This is a genomic window from Mycobacterium sp. BMJ-28, from assembly GCF_054404835.1.
The window spans coordinates 4865271-4888154 of the sequence record NZ_CM136783.1; the positions used below are offsets into that span (position 1 = coordinate 4865271).

At 68.1% G+C, this 22884-nt stretch carries 21 protein-coding genes and 1 riboswitch; of the genes, 10 read left to right on the forward strand and 11 right to left on the reverse strand.

Annotation, left to right across the window (positions count from 1 at the left end):
- Positions 1–108: 108 nt before the first annotated feature.
- A complete protein-coding gene (locus tag ACXPWS_RS24160; RefSeq protein ID WP_458709078.1) occupies positions 109–1170 on the forward strand; it encodes an Ig-like domain-containing protein in 1062 nt (353 codons plus the stop codon).
- Here ACXPWS_RS24160 and ACXPWS_RS24165 read toward each other — a convergent pair.
- Entirely contained in the window at positions 1160–2653 is a 1494-nt protein-coding gene (locus ACXPWS_RS24165; protein WP_458709079.1) for a gamma-aminobutyraldehyde dehydrogenase, read from the reverse strand. The two genes, ACXPWS_RS24160 and ACXPWS_RS24165, sit on opposite strands and share 11 nt — an antisense overlap.
- 115 nt (positions 2654–2768) lie before the next feature.
- Between ACXPWS_RS24165 and ACXPWS_RS24170 the strand changes: the two genes are divergently transcribed.
- From ACXPWS_RS24170 to ACXPWS_RS24185, 4 genes are all read left to right on the forward strand, one after another.
- Entirely contained in the window at positions 2769–3290 is a 522-nt protein-coding gene (locus ACXPWS_RS24170; protein ID WP_458709080.1) for an Lrp/AsnC family transcriptional regulator, read from the forward strand.
- Positions 3287–4672 (forward strand): aspartate aminotransferase family protein, encoded by a 1386-nt coding sequence (locus tag ACXPWS_RS24175; RefSeq protein ID WP_458709081.1) that lies wholly within the window; start codon positions 3287–3289, stop codon positions 4670–4672. Before ACXPWS_RS24170 ends, ACXPWS_RS24175 begins: the two co-directional genes overlap by 4 nt.
- 71 nt (positions 4673–4743) lie before the next feature.
- Positions 4744–5745 carry an SMP-30/gluconolactonase/LRE family protein gene (locus ACXPWS_RS24180; RefSeq protein WP_458709082.1) on the forward strand — a complete coding sequence of 334 codons (1002 nt, stop codon included), beginning with the start codon at positions 4744–4746 and terminating at the stop codon, positions 5743–5745.
- Between the two features lie 67 nt (positions 5746–5812).
- Positions 5813–7045 carry a D-alanyl-D-alanine carboxypeptidase family protein gene (locus tag ACXPWS_RS24185; RefSeq protein ID WP_458709083.1) on the forward strand — a complete coding sequence of 411 codons (1233 nt, stop codon included), beginning with the start codon at positions 5813–5815 and terminating at the stop codon, positions 7043–7045.
- On the opposite strand, the gene ACXPWS_RS24190 is transcribed toward ACXPWS_RS24185, so the two are convergent.
- Genes ACXPWS_RS24190 through ACXPWS_RS24205 form a run of 4 tightly spaced genes read right to left on the reverse strand, consistent with a single transcriptional unit; the run spans position 7036 to position 10365 of the window.
- Positions 7036–7827 (reverse strand): nitronate monooxygenase, encoded by a 792-nt coding sequence (locus tag ACXPWS_RS24190; RefSeq protein WP_458709084.1) that lies wholly within the window; start codon positions 7825–7827, stop codon positions 7036–7038. The genes ACXPWS_RS24185 and ACXPWS_RS24190 overlap by 10 nt on opposite strands.
- Before the next feature lie 26 nt (positions 7828–7853).
- A complete protein-coding gene (gene yhjD / locus ACXPWS_RS24195) occupies positions 7854–8882 on the reverse strand; it encodes an inner membrane protein YhjD (protein ID WP_458709085.1) in 1029 nt (342 codons plus the stop codon).
- A 16-nt stretch (positions 8883–8898) separates the two neighbouring features.
- Entirely contained in the window at positions 8899–9915 is a 1017-nt protein-coding gene (gene trpS / locus ACXPWS_RS24200) for a tryptophan--tRNA ligase (RefSeq protein ID WP_458709086.1), read from the reverse strand.
- Positions 9916–9939: 24 nt separating this feature from the next.
- Positions 9940–10365, reverse strand: coding sequence for a MarR family winged helix-turn-helix transcriptional regulator (locus tag ACXPWS_RS24205; RefSeq protein ID WP_458709087.1), 426 nt, complete (start codon positions 10363–10365; stop codon positions 9940–9942).
- Positions 10366–10416: 51 nt separating this feature from the next.
- On the opposite strand from ACXPWS_RS24205, the gene ACXPWS_RS24210 reads away from it, so the two are divergent.
- The gene (locus ACXPWS_RS24210; protein WP_458709088.1) at positions 10417–11043 is read left to right on the forward strand and encodes a TIGR03086 family metal-binding protein; all 627 of its coding nucleotides are present in this window, start codon (positions 10417–10419) and stop codon (positions 11041–11043) included.
- Here the strand turns inward: ACXPWS_RS24210 and ACXPWS_RS24215 are convergent.
- On the reverse strand, positions 11013–11810 hold the full coding sequence (locus ACXPWS_RS24215) for an exodeoxyribonuclease III (protein ID WP_458709089.1): 798 nt from the start codon (positions 11808–11810) through the stop codon (positions 11013–11015). The two genes, ACXPWS_RS24210 and ACXPWS_RS24215, sit on opposite strands and share 31 nt — an antisense overlap.
- A gap of 96 nt (positions 11811–11906) precedes the next feature.
- Here ACXPWS_RS24215 and ACXPWS_RS24220 point away from each other — a divergent pair, with 96 nt between their 5' ends.
- The gene (locus ACXPWS_RS24220; protein ID WP_458709090.1) at positions 11907–12746 is read left to right on the forward strand and encodes an alpha/beta fold hydrolase; all 840 of its coding nucleotides are present in this window, start codon (positions 11907–11909) and stop codon (positions 12744–12746) included.
- An 84-nt stretch (positions 12747–12830) separates the two neighbouring features.
- Here the strand turns inward: ACXPWS_RS24220 and ACXPWS_RS24225 are convergent, their stop codons facing one another.
- A complete protein-coding gene (locus ACXPWS_RS24225) occupies positions 12831–15068 on the reverse strand; it encodes an NADP-dependent isocitrate dehydrogenase (protein ID WP_458709091.1) in 2238 nt (745 codons plus the stop codon).
- A gap of 329 nt (positions 15069–15397) precedes the next feature.
- Positions 15398–15515, forward strand: a riboswitch (SAM riboswitch).
- Between the two features lie 41 nt (positions 15516–15556).
- Here ACXPWS_RS24225 and ACXPWS_RS24230 point away from each other — a divergent pair.
- From ACXPWS_RS24230 to ACXPWS_RS24240, 3 genes are read left to right on the forward strand one after another with little or no spacing between them, the layout of a single operon-like run.
- On the forward strand, positions 15557–16885 hold the full coding sequence (locus ACXPWS_RS24230; protein WP_458709092.1) for a bifunctional o-acetylhomoserine/o-acetylserine sulfhydrylase: 1329 nt from the start codon (positions 15557–15559) through the stop codon (positions 16883–16885).
- On the forward strand, positions 16882–17994 hold the full coding sequence (gene metX / locus ACXPWS_RS24235; protein WP_458709093.1) for a homoserine O-acetyltransferase MetX: 1113 nt from the start codon (positions 16882–16884) through the stop codon (positions 17992–17994). Before ACXPWS_RS24230 ends, metX begins: the two co-directional genes overlap by 4 nt.
- Positions 17991–18722: a class I SAM-dependent methyltransferase gene (locus tag ACXPWS_RS24240; protein ID WP_458709094.1), complete on the forward strand. Its 732-nt coding sequence runs from the start codon at positions 17991–17993 to the stop codon at positions 18720–18722. Before metX ends, ACXPWS_RS24240 begins: the two co-directional genes overlap by 4 nt.
- Here ACXPWS_RS24240 and ACXPWS_RS24245 read toward each other — a convergent pair.
- Genes ACXPWS_RS24245 through ACXPWS_RS24260 form a run of 4 tightly spaced genes read right to left on the reverse strand, consistent with a single transcriptional unit; the run spans position 18686 to position 22855 of the window.
- On the reverse strand, positions 18686–20173 hold the full coding sequence (locus ACXPWS_RS24245; protein ID WP_458713676.1) for an FAD-dependent monooxygenase: 1488 nt from the start codon (positions 20171–20173) through the stop codon (positions 18686–18688). The two genes, ACXPWS_RS24240 and ACXPWS_RS24245, sit on opposite strands and share 37 nt — an antisense overlap.
- A 37-nt stretch (positions 20174–20210) precedes the next feature.
- On the reverse strand, positions 20211–20834 hold the full coding sequence (locus tag ACXPWS_RS24250; protein WP_458709095.1) for an acyl-CoA-like ligand-binding transcription factor: 624 nt from the start codon (positions 20832–20834) through the stop codon (positions 20211–20213).
- A gap of 56 nt (positions 20835–20890) precedes the next feature.
- Positions 20891–21979: an ABC transporter ATP-binding protein gene (locus ACXPWS_RS24255; protein ID WP_458709096.1), complete on the reverse strand. Its 1089-nt coding sequence runs from the start codon at positions 21977–21979 to the stop codon at positions 20891–20893.
- A 3-nt stretch (positions 21980–21982) separates the two neighbouring features.
- Positions 21983–22855, reverse strand: coding sequence for a carbohydrate ABC transporter permease (locus tag ACXPWS_RS24260; protein WP_458709097.1), 873 nt, complete (start codon positions 22853–22855; stop codon positions 21983–21985).
- Positions 22856–22884: the final 29 nt, after the last annotated feature.

Sequence of the window (22884 nt, forward strand, 5' to 3'; positions counted from 1 at the left end):
CTCAGCTCGCCTCGAAAGTCGTTGGCCGACACGGTGAGTCGTCAGCAGAAAAGACATCCACGAGACGGGCGGCAACAGGTGGCGTATTCGAAGAAATCCTCGTTTTCCATGGACTATTCGAAATACCTCGCCCCCGCCGGTGCACTGGCCGTGGCGCTGGGCATCGGCAGCGCGATCGCGGCGCCGCAGCTGGCCTGGGCCGACGAGAATGCGCCGGGCAAAGATTCATCGGCGGCCGGTGGCACAACCGGTACCGGTTCATCCCCGGCGGACAACCCCGGCCCGGCGGCAACGAAACCCGATCCGAGCCCCTCCGGCACCGGGGCGGCGGACCCGCCCGGCAAGCCACCGCACCGCACCAGCAGCCCGCACCGGACCCCGGCCCGCGACGACGTCACCCCCGGCGGCACCGACCAAGCTGGCGATGACGAATCCGGTACCGACGCCCAAACCCCGGCTTCCGATCCACCCGAGCGCACCGCCACCAGCCGGCGCGCCCGCAGCACGCCGCTTCGGCTCGCGATCGAGCCCGCCCTGACGGTCAAGACCGCCAAGAGCACCCCCGTCACGGCGCAGGAAGCCACCTCGGCCGGCAGCACCGCTGCCGGGCTGCAGGCCGGTGCCCCGGTCTCCGCCGCCGAACTTCCGTCGGTCTCGGTGGCGATCACCAAGGTCAATCCGGCACCGAGCCGGCCGTCGTCGCCCATCCGGACCTTCGTGCTCAATGCACTCGCAGTCTTCGGGTTCAATCCCGACCCGGCCCCGGGCCACCCCAACAATCCTGTCCTGGAGGCGATCTGGGGTGCCTATCGCCGTGTCGAGTCCATGTTCGACAACACCAGGCCCGAGTTCGACGGGGTCGCGGTGGTGGCCACCCGCGAGACCGCCGACGGCAACGTCGCCGTCGACCTGCGCGTCGACGTGAGCGACTACGACGGGGACCCGATCGTCACCAGCGCCACCACCGGGGTGGCGTTCACCAAGAACGCCGACGGCACCTTCACCTACCTGTGCGCGCCAGGCTTCAGCGGCACCGACACCGTGTACATCGGCGCCACGGACACCGGCAATCACTATCACCAGGGCACCTCCGTCTTCCAGCCCACCGGCGGCCACACCACCGTCGCCGCCATCGCGATCACGGTCACCGCGGCGACGGTCAGCGTTTAGCGAAAATGGTTCGGTGCCAGTCCTTGTCGGCGACACCGGTGATGTCACTCATCACGTGCTTGATGGTCAGGTACTCCTCGAAGGAGTAGTCGCTCATGTCCTTGCCGAACCCGGACGCCCCGACGCCGCCGTGCGGCATCTCCGAGATGATCGGAATGTGGTCGTTGATCCACACGCACCCCGCGTGGATCTCGCGGGAGGCCCGCTGCGCCCGGTAGACGTCGCGGGTCCAGGCCGACGCGGCCAGCCCGTAGTCGGTGTCATTGGCCTGGCGCAGCGCATCGTCGTCGTCGGTGAACGCCCGCACCGTCAGCACGGGGCCGAAGATCTCGTCCCGGTAGATCTCGGAATCCTCTGTCACATCGGCGATCAGCGTCGGCCGGTAGAACGAGCCGGGCAGATCCGGGATCACCCCGCCGGTGACGATCCGCCCGCCTTGCCCGGGCGCGCGCGCGACCATGCCGGCCACCTTGTCCCGGTGCGCGGCGGTGATCAGCGGGCCCAGATCGGTGTCGTGATCATGTGGGTCACCGACGACGATCTTGCTCATCACCTCACCCACGCCGGCGACGAAATCGTCATACAGCGACTGCGCCACGATCGCGCGGGTGGCCGCCGTGCAGTCCTGCCCGGTGTTGATCAGCGACCCGGCGACCGCGCCCTGGATGGCGGCATCGAGGTCGGCGTCGTCGAACACCACCAACGGCGCCTTGCCGCCGAGTTCCAGTTGGGTGCGGTGGCCGTGCACGGCGGCGGCGGCCATCACCTTCCGGCCCACCGCCGTCGACCCGGTGAACGTCACCACATCCACATCGCGATGCCCGGCCAACGCGGTGCCGACATCAGCCCCCGAACCGGTCACGACGTTGAGCACACCGGCAGGCAGCCCGGCCTCGGCGGCGACGCGGGCCAGGGTGAGGGTGGTGAGCGGGGTGATCTCGGCCGGCTTGATCACCACGGCGCAGCCGGCGGCCAGCGCCGGGATGACCTTCCACACCGCCATCTGCAGCGGGTAGTTCCACGGCGTGATGGTGGCCACCACGCCGACGGCCTCCCTGCGGATGCTGGAGGTGTGATCGGCCGAGTACTCGGCGCTGGCCTTACCCTCGAGATGCCTTGCCGCACCGGCGAAGAACGCCACGTTGTCGATACTGCCGGGCACATCGAATTCGGTGGCCAACCGCACCGGCTTGCCGCACTGGGCGACCTCCTCGGCGATGAACGTCGCCGCGTTGGCCTCCATCAGTTCGGCCAGTTTGGCCAACACACTCGCGCGCTGTACCGGCGCGGCGTTGGCCCAGCCGGGTTGCGCGGCGCGCGCGGCGGCAACGGCGGCGTCCACATCTGCGGGTGTGGCCAGCGCATAGCTGGCCACCACATCACCGGTGGCCGGGCTGACGACGTCGAAGGACTGCCCGCCGGTGATCACCGCCTTACCGTTGATCCAGCTACCCGCGACGACCTGGGTTGCAATGGTGCTCACGGACCCTCACGCTACCCGAGGACCGCTGCGCATTCCAACGGTTGAGGACATCTCAAACGAGTGATTTCATGGAAATAGTTGCCTCAAACTACGGATTCCGTGCACAATCGTCACCATGTCCAACCCAGATTCACAGCCCGGCGTCTCTGCCGTCTCCCTGCGAATCAACCAGTCCCGGCCCGGCGCCGCGTTCCAGCTCGACGAGTTGTCGAAGTCGATCATCGAGAAGCTGCAGCAGGACGGCCGGCGTTCCTATGCCGGCATCGGCAAGGCCGTCGGGCTCTCGGAAGCGGCGGTGCGCCAACGTGTCCAGCGCATGGTCGACGCGGGCGTCATGCAGATCGTCGCCGTCACCGATCCGATGCAACTGGGCTTCGCCCGGCAGGCCATGATCGGCATCCGCTGCACCGGCGACACCACCAAAGTCGCCGACAAACTCGCCGCCATCGAGTCCGTGGACTACGTGGTGCTCACCGCCGGAACCTTCGACGCCATCGTCGAGGTCGTCTGCGAGGACGACGGTGACCTGCTCGACCTGCTCAACACCAAGATCCGTGCCGTACCAGGGGTGATATCAACCGAGACTTTGGTCTATCTCAAACTTGTCAAACAGCAATACAACTGGGGCACGCGATGACAACAACCGATGTAGCACAATCCCTTTCCAACGACCTGGCCGCCAAGGCCAAACGGCACCTGTGGGGGCACTTCGCCCGGCACGGCGCCGATATCAACCCGCCGATCATCACCCGCGGCGAAGGCGTCAACATCTTCGACGACCAGGGCCGCAGTTATATCGATGGCCTGTCCGGCCTGTTCGTGGTCCAGGTGGGGCACGGCCGTGAGGAGCTGGCCGCGGCCGCGGCCCGCCAGGCCGAGCAGCTGGCGTTCTTCCCGCTGTGGTCCTACGCCACCCCGACGGCCATCGAACTGGCCGAACGGATCGCCAACTACGCGCCCGGAGACCTCAACCGGGTCTTCTTCACCACCGGTGGCGGCGAAGCGGTGGAGAGCGCCTGGAAGCTGGCCAAGCAGTACTTCAAGCTGACCGGCAAACCCGGTAAGCACAAAGTGGTTTCGCGGGCGATCGCCTACCACGGCACCCCGCAGGGCGCCCTGGCCATCACCGGTATCCCCGCCTTCAAGGCACCGTTCGAACCGCTCACCCCGGGTGGGTTCCGCGCGCCGAACACCAACTTCTACCGCGCGCCGGAGGCCTACGCGCACGACGAGAAGGCGTTCGGGCGCTACTGCGCCGACCGCATCGCCGAGGCCATCGAGTTCGAGGGGCCGGACACGGTGTGCGCCGTCTTCCTGGAGCCCGTCCAGAATGCCGGTGGTTGCTTCCCGCCGCCGCCGGGATACTTCGAGCGGGTCCGCGAGATCTGCGACGAGTACGACGTGCTGCTGGTGTCCGACGAGGTGATCTGCGCCTACGGCCGGATCGGATCGATGTTCGCCTGCGACGATTTCGGCTACGTTCCCGACATCATCACCAGCGCAAAGGGTTTGACGTCGGGCTACTCGCCGATCGGCGCCATGATCGCCAGCGACCGGCTGTTCGAGCCGTTCAACGACGGGAAGACGGTGTTCGGCCACGGCTACACCTTCGGCGGACATCCGGTCTCCTCCGCGGTGGCGCTGGCCAACCTGGACATTTTCGAGCGTGAGGGCATCAACGCCCACGTCAAGGAGCAGGCACCGGCGTTCAAAGCCACCCTGGAGAAGCTCTACGACCTGCCGATCGTCGGCGACGTCCGCGGTGAGGGTTTCTTCTACGGGATCGAACTGGTGAAGGACAAGACCACCAAGGAGACGTTCAACGACGAGGAGTCCGAGCGGTTGCTGCGCGGCTTCCTGACCCCCGCCCTGTGGGAGGCCGGTCTGTACTGCCGCGCCGACGATCGTGGCGACCCGGTGGTGCAGCTGGCTCCCCCACTGATCAGTGGGCAGAAGGAGTTCGACGCGATCTACGACATCCTGCACGGGGTGCTCAGCGAGGCCGGCCGACTCCTGTAGATCCGGTACGCACACGACAGCCGGGCGGGAAACCGCCCGGCTGTCGTCGTTGTGGGACTACCGTCGGGTCCGTGCCGGCCACACCCGCCAAACCGTCGATCCACCCCGTCCGCTGGCAGCCGCCGCCGGTGGCTCCGCTGCCGGACTTCCCGCTTCCCGAACTCACCGTGGTGCCGGTGCCCGGGCACGGCCCCGAAGATGTGGTGACCGATACCGACGGTGCCCTGTGGACCGGCCTGGTCGACGGCCGGATCGTGCGGGTCACGCCCGACGGCGTGGCGACGGTGGCCGCCCACACCGGTGGCCGCCCCCTCGGACTGCATATCGCCCGCGACGGCCGGGTGCTGGTCTGCGACAGCCACCGCGGCCTGCTCGCGCTGGACCCCGGAACCGGCGCGCTGAGCACCCTGGTCGCCGACGTCGACGGCCGACCCCTGCGGTTCTGCTCGAACGTCACCGAAACCGGCCACGGCACAATCTATTTCACCGAGTCCACCAGCGACTTCCATTTCGAGTGGTTCAAGGCCGCCATCCTGGAGGCCCGCGGCACCGGCGGCCTGTACCGGCTCAACCCCGACGGCACCGTGAGCACCCTGGCCGACGGCCTCTATTTCGCCAACGGTGTCACGGTGACCGCCGACGGCTCGGCCCTGGTGTTCGCCGAGACCCAGGGCCGCCGACTGTCGAAGTACTGGCTGACCGGCCACCGGGCCGGCACCGTCACCCCGCTGGCACAGCACCTGCCCGGCATGCCGGACAACATCTCGACCGGCAGCGACGGCCGCATCTGGGTGGCCCTGGTCTGCCCGGTCAATGCGCCGGCCGAATGGCTGGCGCCGCGCGCGCCGGTGCTGCGCCGGCTGCTCTGGCGGTTGCCCGCAGGTCTGCAACCCGATATGCCGTCGCAGGTGTGGGCGGTGGCCTTCGATCCGGACTCCGGGGCCGCGGTCGCGGGCATCCGTGGCACCGATCCCCGGTTCGGACAGGTCACCGGGGTGGTCGAACGCGACGGCAGGCTCTGGATGAGCACCATCGGCTCCTCCGCGTTGGCGCACTGCGCGCTGCCGAAGTAACACAAACCCCACCAGTCACAGCGCGGCTCCGCCGGATCCGGGCCGTCGTCACCTAATCTGCTTCACGATGGCGACCACGAAAACCACGCTCCACCGCGCTGCGGCCCTGGCCGCGGCGCTTTTCCTGGCAGCTGCACCGGCTCTGGCGCATGCCGAGCCCGGCCCGCCCGACCCGTGCCCGTTCCGCGTCACCACCCCGCCCGCGGTGGACTCTTCCGAGGTGCCCAAGGCGGGTGACCCGCCGGCCCCGCTGCCGGTGCCGGCCACCCCGCTGGGCGGTGACGCGATGGGTAACTGCGGAGTGGTCGTCGCCCCCGGCACCCCACCGCTGCCCAATGACGTCTCGGCCGAGGCCTGGCTGGTGGCCGACCTGGACACCGGCGACGTCATCGCCGCCAAGGACCCGCACGGCAGGCACCGTCCCGCCAGCATCATCAAGGTGCTGATCGCCATGCAGGCCATCGACGAGCTGCCACTGAACCGCCAGGTCACCGGCACCTCCGACGACGCGGCCGCCGAAGGCACCCGGGTCGGAGTCGACGAGGGCGGGCGCTACTCGGTCAACGACCTGCTGCACGGACTGCTGATGCACTCCGGCAACGACGCCGCGCATGCGCTGGCGGTGCAGGTCGGCGGCATGGACACCGCACTGCAGAAGATCAACACGCTGGCCAGCAAGCTCGGCGGCCGCGACACCCGGGCCGCGACGCCGTCCGGCCTGGACGGTCCGGGCATGAGCACCTCGGCCTACGACATCGCCTTGTTCTACCGTTACGCGTTCGGCAACGACACCTTCACCCGGATCGTCGGGACCCAGAAGTACCCGTTCCCGGGATACCCGGCCCGCCCCGGCGAGGAGAACGACCATCCCGGGTACGACCTGGAGAACGACGTCAAACTGCTCTACAACTATCCGGGCGCCCTGGGCGGCAAGACCGGCTACACCGATGACGCCGGGCAGACCTTCGTCGGCGCCGCGAACCGGGACGGCCGCCGCCTGGTCGCGGTGCTGCTGCGCGGCACCCGCGAGCCGATCGCACCATGGGAGCAGGCCGCACATCTGCTGGACTACGGGTTCGCCACGGTTCCGGGGACCAAGGTCGGCAAGCTGATCGAACCCGATCCGTCGCTGCTGCCCAAGCAGAAACAGGACAACCCCGATCCGACGGCCGTAGCGGCGACCGCACTGCCGGCCGCCGATGCGATGCCGGTGCGGGTGGGCGTGGCGTTGGTCGGGGCGATCATCGTCTTGGCGCTGATCATGGCGGCCCGGTCGATGAACCGCCGGCCTCAGGCCTGAGACAGCCGGGCCACCAGCTCCGCCGCGCTGAGCTGCTCACGGACCTCGCCGACACCCACACCGGCGTTGACCGCCGAGCCGCGCAGCACCCGCTCGGGAATGTTTGCCGGCCAACGGTATCCGGCCGCGATGTCGAATTCGCGGGTGAGTTCGGTCTCGGTGCCGGCGAGCAGTTCGGCGCGGTCCGGCGCCGGCGTCAGCGCCTCGTGGCACACCGTGAACGCCGTCCCCACCCAGGCTCCCGCGGCACCGGCGCCGAGCACCGCGGCCACCGTCCGCGCCGAGCTGACACCACCGGCCGCCAGTACCGGAACATCCACCGCGGCCAGCACTTCGGCGAGCAGTGGCATCGTCGACAGCACCGGTTCGCCGTGGCCACCGCCCTCGGCTCCACGGGCCACCAGCACATCGACGCCGGCGGCCGCCGCACGCACCGCGGCCGCCGGATCGGCGACCTGCGTGCAGACCCGGACACCGGCCGCGTGCGCGTCGGGCACCCAGGACCAGTCGTCCCCGAAGCTCACCGACAGCAGCGCCGGTCGGGCCGCCACCGCCACCTCGAACAACTCCGGCCGGTCCACCATCACCCAATGCACCAGCCCGATGCCGAAAGGACCATGCCGATCGCCCAACTCGGCGAGCTCGCGGCGCAGTAGATCCGGTGTCGCCGCGCTTCCCATGCCGATCATGCCGAGGCCGCCGGCCCGCGACACCGCGGCGGCCAGCCGGCCCCCGGCGGCACCACCCATCGGCGCATTCACGATCGGTACCTGCACACCCATCGCAACGCACCACCGCTGGGCGGGTGTCATCGCGAGCGTCGCCGCCACCGGGAGATGCCAAGGCCGCCAACGGCTCCGGCGGCGAAGGCGGCCACCGCAGCGGGGACTCCGACGCCCTCGCGCACCTGCACGCGGGGAGCGATCGCGACCGGGCCGGGCGGCTCGACCGGGACGAGCAGCATGCTCTCCCTGGACGTCGCGGCCCACGCGGTGGCGAACAGCACCAGCCGGGCCGTGACGTAGGCGAACACCATCAGACCCAGCACCGGACCGAAGGTGGTGCCCGCGGGTCCGTGCATGACCGACGTCAGGTAGATCGACCCGACCTGCTTGAAGATCTCGAACCCGACGGCGCACAGCAGACCGCCCTCGATCGAACTGCCGAAGGCGACCGGCTCGCGCGGCAACCGGGCGATCATCCAACTGAACAGCAACCAGGTCACCAGCGCCGAGAGCAACCAGGACACGATGCCCAGCAGGGTGCCCAGCGTCGTGATGTCATGCAGCCCCAGCCAATCCAGCACCCTGGTCATCACCGACTTGTTGGCCAGCGCCGTCAACCCGATGGTGAGCACCATGGCGATGAACACCGACAGCAGCGCGACCAGATCGGACAGCTTGGTCCGCACGAAGCCGTCCTTTTCGCCGCGCTGTTCCCACATCTGGCTGAGCGCCTCGCGCAGGTTGGACATCCAGCCCAGACCCGCCCATGCGGCGGTGGCCAGGCCGATCACGCCGACGGTGCCGCGCGACGCGATGGCCGAATCCATCAGCTGCACCAGCTGCGCGCCGAAATCGCCGGACACCGTGTCCCTGATCCGCTGTTCGACATCGGCTATCAGGCCGGGCCGGCTGGCGAGCACGAAGCCGCCGGCCGCGAAGCCGACCATCAACAGCGGGAACAGGGCGAAGACCGTGAAATACGTGATGCCGGCGGCGTAGAAGTCGCCTTTGCGGTCGTTGTAGCGCTGCTGGGCCCGCATCACCCGGTCGAACCAGCCGAACTTCGCGCGCAGTCGGTCCAGTACACCCGGTTTGTCGTCCGGCTCGGCCATGTCGGTTCTCCCGGTATCAGCGCGTCGGCGGCAGGAACCCCACCTTGTCATATACCCGCCGCAGCGTCGTCTCAGCCACCTCGCTCGCCCGCGCCGCGCCCTGGGCCAGCACCGCCTGCAGTTCGGCCGGATCGGCCAGGAGTTCATCGACCCGGTTCTTGATCGGAGTGACGAATTCGACCACGGCTTCGGCGGTTTCGGCCTTCAGATCGCCATAGCCGCGCCCCGCGTAACCCTCGACGAGCTTGTCGATATCGGTGCCGGTGACCGCTGACTGGATGGTCAGCAGATTCGACACGCCGGGTTTGTGCTCCCGGTCGAACCGGATCTCGCGCTCGCTGTCGGTGACCGCCGAGCGAATCTTCTTGGCCGTCTTCTTCGGATCGTCGAGCAGGCTGATCAACCCGGCATCGGTGGCCGCCGACTTGCTCATCTTCGCGGTGGGGTCCTGCAGGTCGTAGATCTTGGCGGTGGCCTTGGGGATCATCGCCTCGGGTACGACGAAGGTGCCGGGGAACCGGGCGTTGATGCGTTCGGCGAGATCGCGGGCAAGCTCGAGGTGCTGGCGCTGGTCTTCGCCGACCGGCACCAGATCGGTGCCGTAGAGCAGGATGTCGGCGGCCATCAACACCGGGTAGGTGAACAGTCCGACGGTGGTCGAGTCGGCACCTTGCTTCTGCGACTTGTCCTTGAACTGGGTCATCCGGGAGGCCTGACCGAAGCCGGTGAAGCATCCCAGCACCCAGGCCAGCTCGGCGTGTGCCGGCACCTGGCTCTGCACGAACACCGTCGCCTTGGCGGGGTCCACGCCCAGGGCCAGGTACTGCGCCGCGGTGGCCAGCGTGCGGTCGCGCAGCACGCCCGGCTCCTGCGCGACGGTGATGGCGTGCAGGTCGACCACGCAGAAGTAGGCGTTGTAGTCGTGCTGCAGGCTCACCCACTGGTTGACCGCTCCGAGCGCGTTGCCGAGATGCAGGGAGTCAGATGTGGGCTGCGCGCCGGAGAAGACGACGTGCTTGGCTGGGGTGCTCATGATGCATCGATTTTCGCACTGACGTCATCCGAATTCCGCGCGGGTCAGTTGGCGCAGCACGCGCAGGAACGCACGGCGGTCTGCCGGCTCCAGTTCGCCGAGCCACTGTTCCTCCCGGCGCTGGATGTCGGCCTGGGTGGCATCCTTGACCCGTCTGCCCTCCGCGGTGATGGCCAGCAGCCGGACCCTGCGGTCGTCGGGGTCGGCGCGCCGTTCGATGTAACCGCGCCGCTGCAGGTCATCGAGGGTCGGGATGATCCTGGACTTGTCCGCGCCGATCGCCTCGGCGAGGGCGGCCTGGGTGCGCACCGGCGGTCCGTCCAGCGCGTTGAGCACGACGTAACCCCACATCGAGAGACCGTGCTCGGCCAGCACCGGCTCTTCGGCCGCGATGGTGTCGCGCAGCAGCGGGGCGAGCATCGCCGCGAGGTCCGGGCGCCGGGCAGCCATCGCGTCATCGTAGGCGTTGCCATATCGTATGCATGAGCATACGATATGCAGATGCCTACGATTACCGATCTACGACCCGTCCACCGCACCGCGGTACTGACAACCATCCCGGTGGTGCAGTCGCTGCGCCCCGACGACCTGCACCGGTCCACCCCATGCGCCGGCTGGGATCTGACCGACCTGCTGGCCCATATGACCGTGCAGCACCTCGGCTTCGCCGCCGCGGCGCGCGGGGATGGCGCCGACCCCGCGGCCTGGGATGTGACCGCCGTTCGCGACGCGGTCATCCACTCCCCCGCCGATACCTACACCGAAGCCGCCAACGGCGTACTGCAGGCCTTCGCCTCCGACGCCGTACTGGAACGACAGTTCGCGCTACCCGAATTCGGGCCGGGCGCAACGTTTCCCGGCGCCATCGCGATCGGCTTCCACCTCATCGACTATGTGGTGCACGGCTGGGACGTCGCCGCCACCCTCGGACGCCGGTACCGATTGCCCGCCGAAGTCATCGACGCGGCACTGCCGCTGGCGCTGATGGTGCCCGACGGCGACTACCGCACCACACCCGGCGCACCGTTCGGGCCCGCCCGTGGCGGTTCGGCGACCAACGATCTCGATCACCTGCTGCGCCACCTGGGGCGCGATCCTCAGTGGAATTCCACCGTCACGGGGGCGTGATCGGACCACCGCAACGCGTACAGGTCGGCACGCTCGACGCGAGCCGACACCGCGCGCTCGGCCAGCCCCGCGTTGGCCAGGTGATAGTCGATGCGCCAGCCGGCGTCGTTGTCGAAGGCCTTGCCACGCCAGGACCACCAGCTGTACGGGCCGGCGACATCGGGGTGCAGTTTGCGCACCACGTCCACCCAGCCGGTCGCCAGCAGATCGGTCAGCCACTGTCGTTCGCTGGGCAGAAACCCTGACTTCTTGACGTTGTTCTTCCAGGCCTTGATGTCGTTCTCGGTGTGTGCGATGTTCCAGTCACCGCACAGCACGGTGTCGCGGCCGGCGACCAGCAGCTGGGCCATCCTGGCCTCGACGGTGGCCATGAAGCGTTCCTTCTCCAGCTGGCGGTCGGTTTCGGCCTCACCGGTGGGCAGGTAGACACTGGCGATGGTGACACCCTCGGTGTCCACCTCGAGATAGCGGCCGTGCGCGGCGAACTCGTCGGACTCCAGCACCCGCACCGCGGTGAACGGCGTGCGGGACAGCACCGCGACACCGTTGCGGCCCTTCACATGTGGCTCCGCCGAGGCCAGCTGCCAGTCATCGGCCAGCGCGGGCGCCAGCGCGTCGCGCAGCTGCTCGTCGTCGGCGCGGGTCTCCTGCAGGCAGACGATGTCGGCGCGGGATTCCTTCAGCCAGGGCAACAGTCCCAGGTTCTCGGTGGAGCGTTGCTTGACGGCCGCGCGGATGCCATTGACGTTGACGGTGGTGACGATCACGGCCAGCACCCTAGTGCAGCCATCCGACATGTCGGTCCTTGCGCCGGACCGACGGACCCTTGCGGTACCGCCGGTACCGCCTTACTGTCGGGCGATATGACCGAACGCGCACCGATCCACCTGGGGTCGGGCGAGCCGATCCTGATGCTGCATCCGTTCCTGTGCTCGCAGAACGTCTGGCAGACGGTGGCCGCCCAACTCGCCGACACCGGCCGTTTCGAGGTACTGGCCCCCACCATGGTCGGCCACCACGGCGGGCGGCGCGCACCGGGCTGGCTGCTGGACACCGCCGCCCTGGTCGACGACGTCGAACGGCGGATGGACGAGATCGGTTGGCGCACCGCACATATCGTCGGCAACTCACTGGGCGGCTGGGTGGCCTTCGAATTGGAGCGCCGCGGTCGGGCCCGCACCCTGACCGGCATCGCCCCGGCCGGCGGCTGGAGCCAGCACTCGCCCACCAAGTACGAGACCGTGCTGAAATTCATCCTCGGCGGCCCCGCGCTGATCGCCGCCCGCCTGATCGGCCCGCGCATCCTGGATCTGCCGTTCGCCACCCGGATCGCCACCCTGCCCGTCAGCGGGCCTGCCGACGGTCCCAGCCGGGCAGATCTGGAGCTGCTGGTGCAGGACGCCACCCACTGCACCGCCTACCTGCAGCTGCTGGTGAAGACTTTGCGCCTGCCCGGCCTGCTCGAACTCGCCGATGTCGGCGTGCCCACCCATCTGGTGTTGTGCGAGAAGGACCGGGTCTTCCCCAGCCCGCGAGGCACCCGCTACTTCGTCGACCACCTGCCCACGGACACCCGGGTCACCAGACTCCCCGGGCTCGGCCACATCCCGATGCTCGAAGCGCCCGGCCACGTCACCGAGCTGATCGCCGAATTCGTCGATGCCCACACCGAACCCCAGCGCGCGGCACCGCCGGCCGGCTGAGCCGGCCAGGCCGCGAGATTGCAGTTATCGCGGGCTTTTGCGAGTGCGCGCCACCATAACTGCAATCTCGCGGCTCGTGGACGGTCAGCTCTTGGCCGACTCCAGAGCGGCATTGAACGTCTTGCTGGGGCGCATCACCGCGGCGACCTTCTCCGGGTCCGGGTAGTAGTAGCCACCGATGTCGGTGTGCCCGCCCTGCACCTCGTTGAGCTCGGCGACGATGGTGGCCTCGTTGTCGGCCAAGGTCTTGGCCAGCGGGGCGAAGTGGTCGGCCAGTTCCTTGTCGGCGGTCTGCTCGGCCAGCGCCTGCGCCCAGTACAGGGACAGATAGAACTGGCTGCCGCGGTTGTCCAGCTCGCCGGTCTTGCGGGACGGATTCTTGTTCTCGTCCAACAGCTTTCCGACGGCGGTATCCAGGGTTTCGGCAAGCACCTTGGCCTTGGCGTTGTCGGTCTTGTTGCCCAGATCCTCCAGGCTGGCGCCGATGGCGAGGAATTCGCCGAGCGAATCCCAGCGCAGGTGGTTCTCCTCGACCAACTGGCTGACGTGCTTGGGCGCCGAACCACCGGCGCCGGTCTCGTAAAGGCCGCCGCCGGCCATCAGCGGCACCACCGACAGCATCTTGGCGCTGGTGCCCAGCTCAAGGATCGGGAACAGGTCGGTGAGGTAGTCGCGCAGAATGTTGCCGGTGGCCGCGATGGTGTCCTGTCCGCGGATCACCCGCTCCAGCGTGTACCGCATCGCCCAGACTTGCGGCAGGATCGTGATGTCGAGGCCCTCGGTGTCCTCCTCCTTGAGGTAGGCCTTGACCTTCTTGCGCAGTTCGTTCTCGTGCGGGCGCTCGTCGTCGAGCCAGAACACCGTGGTCATGCCGGACAGCCGGGCCCGGTTGACCGCCAGCTTCACCCAGTCGCGGATGGCGGCATCCTTGACGACCGGCATGCGCCAGATGTCACCCTCTTCGACGTTCTGCGACAGCAGCACCTCGCCGGTGTCGATATCGACGATGTCGGCGACGCCGTCCTCAGCGATCTCGAAGGTCTTGTCGTGGCTGCCGTATTCCTCGGCCTTCTGCGCCATCAGGCCGACGTTGGGGACGGTGCCCATGGTGGTCGGATCGAACTGGCCGTGGGTCTTACAGAAGTTGATCATCTCCTGGTACATCCGGGAGAACGTCGACTCCGGGTTGACGGCCTTGGTGTCCTTGGTGCGGCCGTCGGCGCCGTACATCTTGCCGCCGAGGCGGATCATCGCGGGCATCGAGGCGTCCACGATCACGTCGGACGGCGAGTGGAAGTTCGAGATGCCCTTGGCCGAGTCGACCATCGCAAGCTCCGGCCGGTGCTCGTGGCAGCGGTGCAGATCCTCGATGATCTCCTCCCGCTGCGACGCCGGCAGGGACTCGATCTTGCTGTACAGGTCCGACAGGCCGTTGTTGACGTTGACGCCCAGCTCGTCGAACAGCGCCTGGTGCTTGGCGAAGGCGTCCTTGTAGAAGATCTTCACCGCGTACCCGAACACGATGGGGTGGCTGACCTTCATCATGGTGGCCTTGACGTGCAGGGAGAACATCACCCCGGTCTTGTACGCGTCCTCGATCTGCTCCTCGTAGAAGTCGCACAGCGCCTTCTTGCTCATGAACATGCTGTCGATGACGTCGCCGGCATCCAGCTTGACCTCGGGCTTGAGCACGGTGGTCTGGCCGCTCTTGGTGGTCAGCACCATCTTGACCCTGCGGTCCTTGTCCAGCGTCAGCGATTTCTCGCCGTGGTAGAAGTCGCCGGTCTTCATGGTTGCCACGTGGGTGCGCGAAGCCTGCGACCACGCCCCCATGCTGTGCGGGTGCTTGCGGGCGTACTCCTTGACCGCCTTGGGCGCGCGGCGGTCGGAGTTACCTTCGCGCAGCACCGGATTCACCGCACTACCGAGAATCTTGGAGTAACGCTCCTTGACCTTCTTCTCCTCGTCGGTCTTGGCGTCGCCCGGATAGTCCGGCAGGTCGTAGCCCTTGTTCTTGAGCTCCTTGATGGCGGCCAGCAGCTGCGGCACCGAGGCGCTGATATTGGGCAGCTTGATGATGTTGGCGCTGGGGTCCTGGGTGAGTTCGCCGAGCTGGGCCAGGTTGTCCGGCACCTTCTGCTCGTCGGTCAGGTCGTCGTCGAACTCGGCCAGGATGCGCGCAGCCACCGAGATGTCGCTGGTCAACACATCGATACCGGCCGCGTCGGCGAAGGTGCGGATCACCGGAAGGAATGCGTACGTGGCAAGAAGCGGCGCTTCATCGGTCAACGTGTAGATGATGGTCGGCTGCTGGGCGCTCATGTTGGTCTTCCGGCCTCACTGTCGGTATCAGATTTACGGCGTGCGACACGGGCCCCAAAAGCGACGTGCCCCTTGGTGTTGGGCGCCTTTTCCTTTGGCGTGTCACTGTCATCTCGGGCCGTCCAGGTTCTGGCAGGCCTCGACGGCAACAGTACAAGGACCCCGCCGGGCGTGGCGGCCCAACCTTGGCTACTCATCAGTAGCTTTTGACCCGACCCCACCGGGGGCCGTTGCCCCATGTCAGCGGGTGCGCGCCCGGACACACTGGGCACGCGGCACCCGGCAAACCCGGTGGCCGACGCCCAAGGTGGTGAGTTAGGCTTTGCATCGGTCATGAGTGCCAGCATCAAGCCCCGGCTTGCTGGCCGGCAACCCTCCAACCGCGGTGGGGTGCTCCGGGTGAAGACCAGGTTGAGCAGTCGATAGGACTGCCGGCAAGCGCGGGTCCGTGCTGACGGGCCCCCAGAACAGATGGAGGTTCGTTCGTCATGAGCACACCAGTCGACCCGACCACAAACTGGTCGTTCGAGACCAAGCAGGTGCACGCCGGCCAGTCCCCCGACTCCGCCACCAACGCGCGGGCACTGCCGATCTACCAGACCACCTCGTACACCTTCGACAGCACCGACCACGCCGCGGCGCTGTTCGGGCTGGCCGAGCCCGGCAACATCTACACCCGGATCGGGAACCCGACCACCGACGTCATCGAGCAGCGGGTGGCCGCGCTGGAAGGGGGCGTCGCCGCCCTGTTCCTGTCCTCGGGGCAGGCCGCCGAGACCTTCGCGATCCTGAACCTGGCCGCGGCCGGTGATCACATCGTGTCCAGCCCGCGGCTCTATGGCGGTACCTACAACCTGTTCCACTACACGCTGCCCAAGCTGGGCATCGACGTCAGCTTCGTGGACAACCCCGACGAGCTGGACTCCTGGCGGGCGGCCGTCCGGCCGAACACCAAGGCCTTCTTCGCCGAGACCATCTCCAACCCGCAGATCGATGTGCTCGACATCCCGGGTGTCTCGGCGGTGGCGCACGACAACGGTGTGCCGCTCATCGTCGACAACACCATCGCCACCCCCTATCTGATCCAGCCGATCGCGCACGGCGCCGACATCGTGGTGCACTCGGCCACCAAGTACCTGGGCGGTCACGGCTCGGCGATCGCCGGTGTGATCGTGGACGGTGGCACGTTCGACTGGACCCAGGGCCGGCACCCCGGCTTCACCGAGCCGGACCCCAGCTACCACGGCGTGGTGTTCGCCGAGCTGGGCCCGCCCGCCTACGCGCTCAAGGCCCGGGTTCAGTTGCTGCGCGATCTGGGCAGCGCCATCGCACCCTTCAACGCCTTCCTCATCGCGCAGGGATTGGAAACGCTGAGCCTGCGTGTTGAACGTCACGTGTCCAACGCGCTGCAGGTGGCCGAGTACCTCGCCGGGCATCCCGACGTGATCTCGGTGAATTACGCGGGTCTGCCCACCTCACCCTGGTACGAACTGGGCCGCCGGATCGCCCCGAAGGGCACCGGCGCGGTCCTGGCTTTCGAGCTGGCCGGCGGCATCACGGCGGGTAAGGCGTTCGTCGACGCGTTGACGCTGCACAGCCACGTGGCCAATATCGGAGACGTGCGCTCCCTGGTCATCCATCCTGCGTCGACCACACACCAGCAGCTCAGCCCGCAGGAGCAACTCACCACCGGCGTCACTCCCGGCCTGGTGCGGCTGGCGGTCGGCATCGAGGGCATCGACGACATCCTGGCCGATCTGGAGCTGGGTTTCGCCGCGGCCCGAGAGGTCGATGCGAACACGGCGGCGGCAGTGTGACCGTGTCGGATACCCGCCCCGCCGTTTCGCTGCCCGCCGAAGGCGAGACCGGTCTGATCGACATCGGCTCACTGACGCTGGAGAACGGCGCGGTCCTCGATGACGTGACCATTGCGGTGCAGCGTTGGGGCCAACTGTCCCCCGAACGCGACAACGTGGTGATGGTGCTGCATGCGCTGACCGGCGATTCGCATGTCACCGGCCCGGCAGGCCCGGGACATCCGACACCGGGCTGGTGGGACGGCGTAGCCGGCCCCGGTGCGCCCATCGACACCGATCGGTGGTGCGCCGTGTCCACCAACGTGCTGGGCGGCTGCCGCGGGTCCACCGGGCCCAGTTCACTGGCCAGGGACGGCCGGCCGTGGGGTGCCCGCTTCCCGGCCATCACGATCCGCGACCAGGTGAACGCCGATCTGGCCGCACTCGCCGCGCTGGGCATCACCCGGGTGGCCGCGGTGATCGGCGGCTCGATGGGCGGAGCCCGCGCACTGGAGTGGATCGTCGGTCACCCCGACACGGTGCGCACCGCGCTGGTGCTGGCCGTCGGGGCCCGCGCCACCGCCGACCAGATCGGCACCCAGAGCAGCCAGGTGGCGGCCATCAAAGCCGATCCGCACTGGCAGGGCGGGGACTACCACGGCACCGGGCTGGTGCCGAGCACCGGTCTGGAGATCGCCCGGCGGTTCGCCCACCTGACCTATCGCGGTGAGGCCGAACTGGATTCGCGATTCGGCAATGACGTTCAGGGCGAGGACGACGCCCGTTTCGCGATTCAGAGCTATCTGGAGTACCAGGGCGAGAAGCTGGTGGCGCGGTTCGACGCGGGCACCTACGTGGCCCTGACCGACGCGCTGTCCAGCCATGACGTCGGCCGCGGCCGCGGCGGGGTGGCCGCCGCGCTGGAGTCCTGCCAGGTGCCGGTGATCGTCGGCGGTATCACCTCCGATCGTCTGTATCCGATTCGGCTGCAACAGGAACTGGCCGACAAGCTGGCGGGCTGCTCCGGTCTCAACGTCGTCGACTCGATCTACGGACATGACGGGTTCCTGGTCGAGACCGACTCGGTGGGCGCCCTGATCCGGCAGACGCTGAAACTCGCGGCCCAGTGAGCAGGTCAGCACGGCCCCGGTCGCTGTCCTTCGGGGAGGAAGCCGCCGCCTACGAGCGCGGTCGGCCGTCCTACCCGCCCGAGGCCATCGACTGGCTGCTGTCACCGGGGGCTCATACGGTGCTGGACCTCGGCGCCGGTACCGGCAAGCTCACGGTCCGGCTGGCCCAGCGCGGGCTCGACGTGATCGCGGTCGACCCGATCCCGGAGATGCTGGAGGTGCTCAGCGCGTCGCTGCCGGACACCCCCGCCCTGCTGGGGACCGCCGAGGAGATCCCGCTGCCCGATGACAGCGTGGATTCGGTACTGGTGGCCCAGGCCTGGCACTGGTTCGACGCCGACCGGGCGGTGCGTGAGATCGCCCGGGTGTTGCGTCCCGGTGGCAGCCTCGGCCTGGTCTGGAACACCCGGGACGAACGGATGGGCTGGGTCAAGGATCTGGGTCGCATCATCGGGCACGAGGATCACGCGCTCGAGCAGAAGGTGACGCTGCCCGAGCCGTTCGCCGTGCTGGAGCGTGCGCATTTCGAGTGGACGAGCTACCTGACCCCGCAGGCCCTGATCGACCTGGTGGCCTCGCGCAGTTACTGCATCACCTCGCCTGCCGAGGTACGCACCCGGACCCTGGATCAGGTCCGCGAGCTGCTGAAAACCCATCCCGCGCTGGTCAATACGTCCGGTTTGGCGTTGCCCTATGTGACGGTGGGTATCCGGGCGACGGTGAGCTGACCGCACCAGCGGGCGGCGGCGGCGTGCAGACCCCCGAGGGTGTGCGCATCGACGCTATCGGCGGCCCAGGCGACATAACCGTCGGGCCGCAGCAGCAGTGCCGCGGGCGCATCCGCGCTGGTGCCGGTCACCACCTCCACCCGGTCGGGCAGCCCGGTGGTCTGCAGCGCCCCGCCGGACAGGTCGAGCAGCACCGGCCGCGCCACCTGCAGCAGTTCGGCGACGCGGCGCCCGTCATCGAGGGTGAAGTCGGGCACCAGCCGCCCGGCCAGCCGATGGTCATCGCCGACGTCGTAGCGCACGTCGGACCCGGCCAGCAGGTGCGCCAGGTGTTCGGACACCTCGGGTTTCTCCGCCAGTTCACCGAAAAGCGTTCGTAGCGCGCCCACTTCGGGTCCGGGGGCGGCCAGCGCCAGCTGCGCCATGGAGTGCATCATCACCCGCTCCCCCATCGGGTAACGCTCGCTGTGATAGGTGTCCAGCAGCGTCTCGGCCGCCCGCCCGGCGATCACATCGGCCAGTTTCCAGCCGAGGTTGACCGCGTCCTGCAGGCCGAGATTCAGCCCTGGGCCACCCATCGGCGAGTGCACGTGTGCGGCATCGCCGACCAACAGCACGCGCCCGACCCGGTAGCGTTCGGCCTGCCGGGAGTTGATGCCGTCGAGCCGCCGAAGAGCATGCGCGCCGGGCTTTTTCGGCGCCTGCACCGGAACGTCCACTCCGACGATCCGGCGCAGACTGTCACGCAGCTCGTCGAGCGATATCGGCCGTTGCGTACTGCCGACCGTCCACCCGTACTCGATGGTCCCGACCATCGGCCGGTCCGGCTCCAGCGGGAACACCACGACCGCGCCGTTCTCGAACCTGGTGTTGCCGAAGGCGAGCAACCCGAAACCGGGCAGCTCGTAGCCGCGGCCCGGCACCAGGAGTTCCTCCGGGAGGTGGACGTGCGCGATCCGGCTGACGATGCCGGAGGTGTGACCGGGGAAACCTACACCGAGGCTCTTGCGCACCCGGCTGCGGCCCCCGTCGGCGCCCACCAGGTACTGCGTGGTCAGCTCATAGCCGCGTTCGCCGGACCGCACCGTGACCCCGACGTCGTCGCCGCGGTCGCCGAAGCCGGCCAACTCGTGGCCCCACCGGATGTCCACCCCGAGCTCGCGAGCCCGCTTTTCCAGCAGGCGCACCAGCCGGGGTTGCGGCAGCAGCAAGGCGTACATCGGATTATCTTGCAAACCAAGGAATCCCAGGGAGATGCCGGCGAACATCCAGCCGTGGGCGGGCCGCGGTGGGCCGTCGTCACCACCGAAGAGATGGTAAAGTCCGCGCATATCCAGCTGCCGGATCACCTGCCCGACAAGGCCGTTGGCCTTGGGCTCGGCACTGGGGCCGGCCAGCGGGTCCAGCACCACCGGCCGGATGCCCGCCAGCGCGAGCTCGCAGGCCAGCATCAGGCCGTTGGGACCCGCGCCGGCGATGACCACCTGCTCAGTCACGATCGCCTCCCGGTTGGGTCAGTCCGCCGGCGACGGCCGCGAATCCCTGGCGCAGCAGTTCCGGGAAGGCCACCGGCGGGTCGGCTTTGACGTAGGCGTCGGCCGCCGCGTCGCCGACGGCGTGCACCACGCCGGCCACCAGCCGTGGATACATGTCCCGGTCGGGGTCGGTGCCGGTGCGTTCGGCGATCGCCGCGATCCACTCCTCGAACAGCGCCCGGCCGACGGCTCCACGAATCTCGGGACTCATCAACACCTTTCGCACCTCCATCAGCTCCTCGCGGGTGGGCAGGGCGGTCTCGGCGCCCGCTTGCGCGAAATCCTGCTCCACCGGGGCGAGTACCGACTCGGTGATCGCCGTCCACAGCGGTTCGGCAACCGGGCGCCCCCGCAACTCTGCGATGCTGCGCCGCAGCCGTTCGGTCTGGCGATAGGCCAGCGCCTCGTACTTGCCGGTGAAGTAGTTGTTGAACGTCCGCAGTGACACCCCGGCCAGCCGGGCGATGTCTTCCCGGGTGACGTTCTCCAACCCACGCTGGAAGGTCAGTGCCAGCGCGGCATCACTGAGCGCGCGGCGGGTGTCGAGTTTCTTGCGTTCACGTAGCCCCGCAGCCATGCCGCCCAGCGTACATATTTTTGCCCACTAGGCAAGTTTTTCTGGATCTCGGTTCTTCACAGGGAGATCCGTTCGCGAACGCGTCGCGCGTCGCCGGTCTGTGCGTCGAAGAAGTAGGTCCGCGCCGGTGGCAGCACCAACCCGATCCTGGTGCCGGACTCGAAGTCGGTGTCGGCCGGGGCTTGGGCGATCACCCGGGCCTGCTGATCGCCGGCATCGACCACGGCGGTCACCAGGACATGGCTGCCCAGCGGCTCGACGAAATCGACCCTGGCCGCCAACATGCCCGGCGCGCACTGACCGTGCACCTGCAGATGCTCGGGGCGCACGCCGACGGTGACCGGTCCGTCCGGGGTGACGGCCGGTGCCACCTCGGCGCCACCGATGTGAAGGACACCGGAACCGATGACACCCGGGATCAGATTCATCGGCGGGCTACCCATGAACGCGGCGACGAACGTGTTGGCCGGCCGATTGTAGATGTCATCGGTGGTACCGATCTGCTGCACCTCGCCTTCGGACATCACGCACAGCCGGTCCCCCAGCGTCATCGCCTCCACCTGATCGTGGGTGACGTAGATGGAGGTGACCGGGACCTCGCGGTGCAGACGCTTGAGGTCACCGCGAACCTGATTGCGTAACTTGGCATCCAGATTCGACAGCGGCTCGTCGAGCAGGAACGCCTGCGGTTCGCGCACCAGCGCACGACCCATCGCCACCCGCTGCCGCTGGCCGCCGGACAGCTGGCCGGGCTTCCGCTCCAGCAGGGCGGTGATCTGCAACAGTTTGGCCGTTTCGCGCACCCTGCGGTCGATCTCGGCGCGCGGGGTACGGCGCTGCCGCAAGCCGTAGGCGAGGTTGCGGTACACCGACATGTGCGGATAGAGGGCGTAGTTCTGGAACACCATCGCGATATCGCGCTGACCCGGACTGAGGCCGTTGACCACGGTGCCGCCGATCCGGATCTCGCCCGAACTCGGTTTGTCGAGTCCGGCCAACATGCGCAGGGCGGTGCTCTTGCCGCAGCCCGACGGTCCGACCAGGATGAGGAACTCCCCATCGGCCACGGTGAGATTGAGGGATTTGAGTGCATGCACGCCGCCGGGGAATCGACGGGTGACGTCACGAAACTCTACTTCTGCCAACGTTCAGCCCTTCAGTCCGGTACTGGCCACCGATTGCACGAAATAGCGCTGCGCGCCGACGAAGACGAGCAGCATCGGCAACAGGCTCATCACGTTCGCCGCCATCAGCAGCGGCCACTTCACCCGGTGTGCTCCCTGGAAGTAACTGAGCCCCAGCGGAATCGTCATCTGATCCTGGGAGGTGATCACGATCAGCGGCCACAGGAAATCGTTCCAGGATGTCAGCACCGTCAGCGCCGCCAAGGTCGACAATGCGGGCAGCGACAGCGGCAGCACGATCTTGAACAGCACACCCAGGCGTGACGTCCCGTCCACCCGGGCGGCCTCTTCGAGCTCCACGGGCACCGTCTGGAAGAACTGACGCAGGAAGAAGATGCCGAAGGCGGTGGCCAGGTTGGGCAGCATCAGCGCCCCGATGTGATCGATGCCCAGCCCGGCCCACACGTTGTCACCGAACCATTTGACGATCAGGAACACCGGGATCATCGTGACCTGGAACGGCACCATCAGGGTCGCCATCAACACCACGAAAAGCGCTCCGCGGCCCAGGAATCGGACCCGGGCGAAGGCGTACCCGGCCAGGCTGCAGACCACCAGATTGCTCACCAGCACCACCGCCGTCACCGACAGGCTGTTGAGGAAGAAGTGCCCGAACGGCGCCGCGGCCCAGGCCTGCGCGTAGTTCTCGAACCGTGGGCTCGCGGGCAGCAACACCGGCGGGAACCGGTTGGCCTCACCTTCGGTCTCCAGCGAGGTGATGATCATCCACAGCAGCGGGACGATCAGCAGGAAGGTGAGCGGAATCAGCACCAGGTGCCACGGGCTGAACGGCAGCCGCAACCTGCGCCGCCGCGCCGCCGGCTCGGGTTGTCCCACCGGCGTATCAGTCGGACGTAATCCGGTGG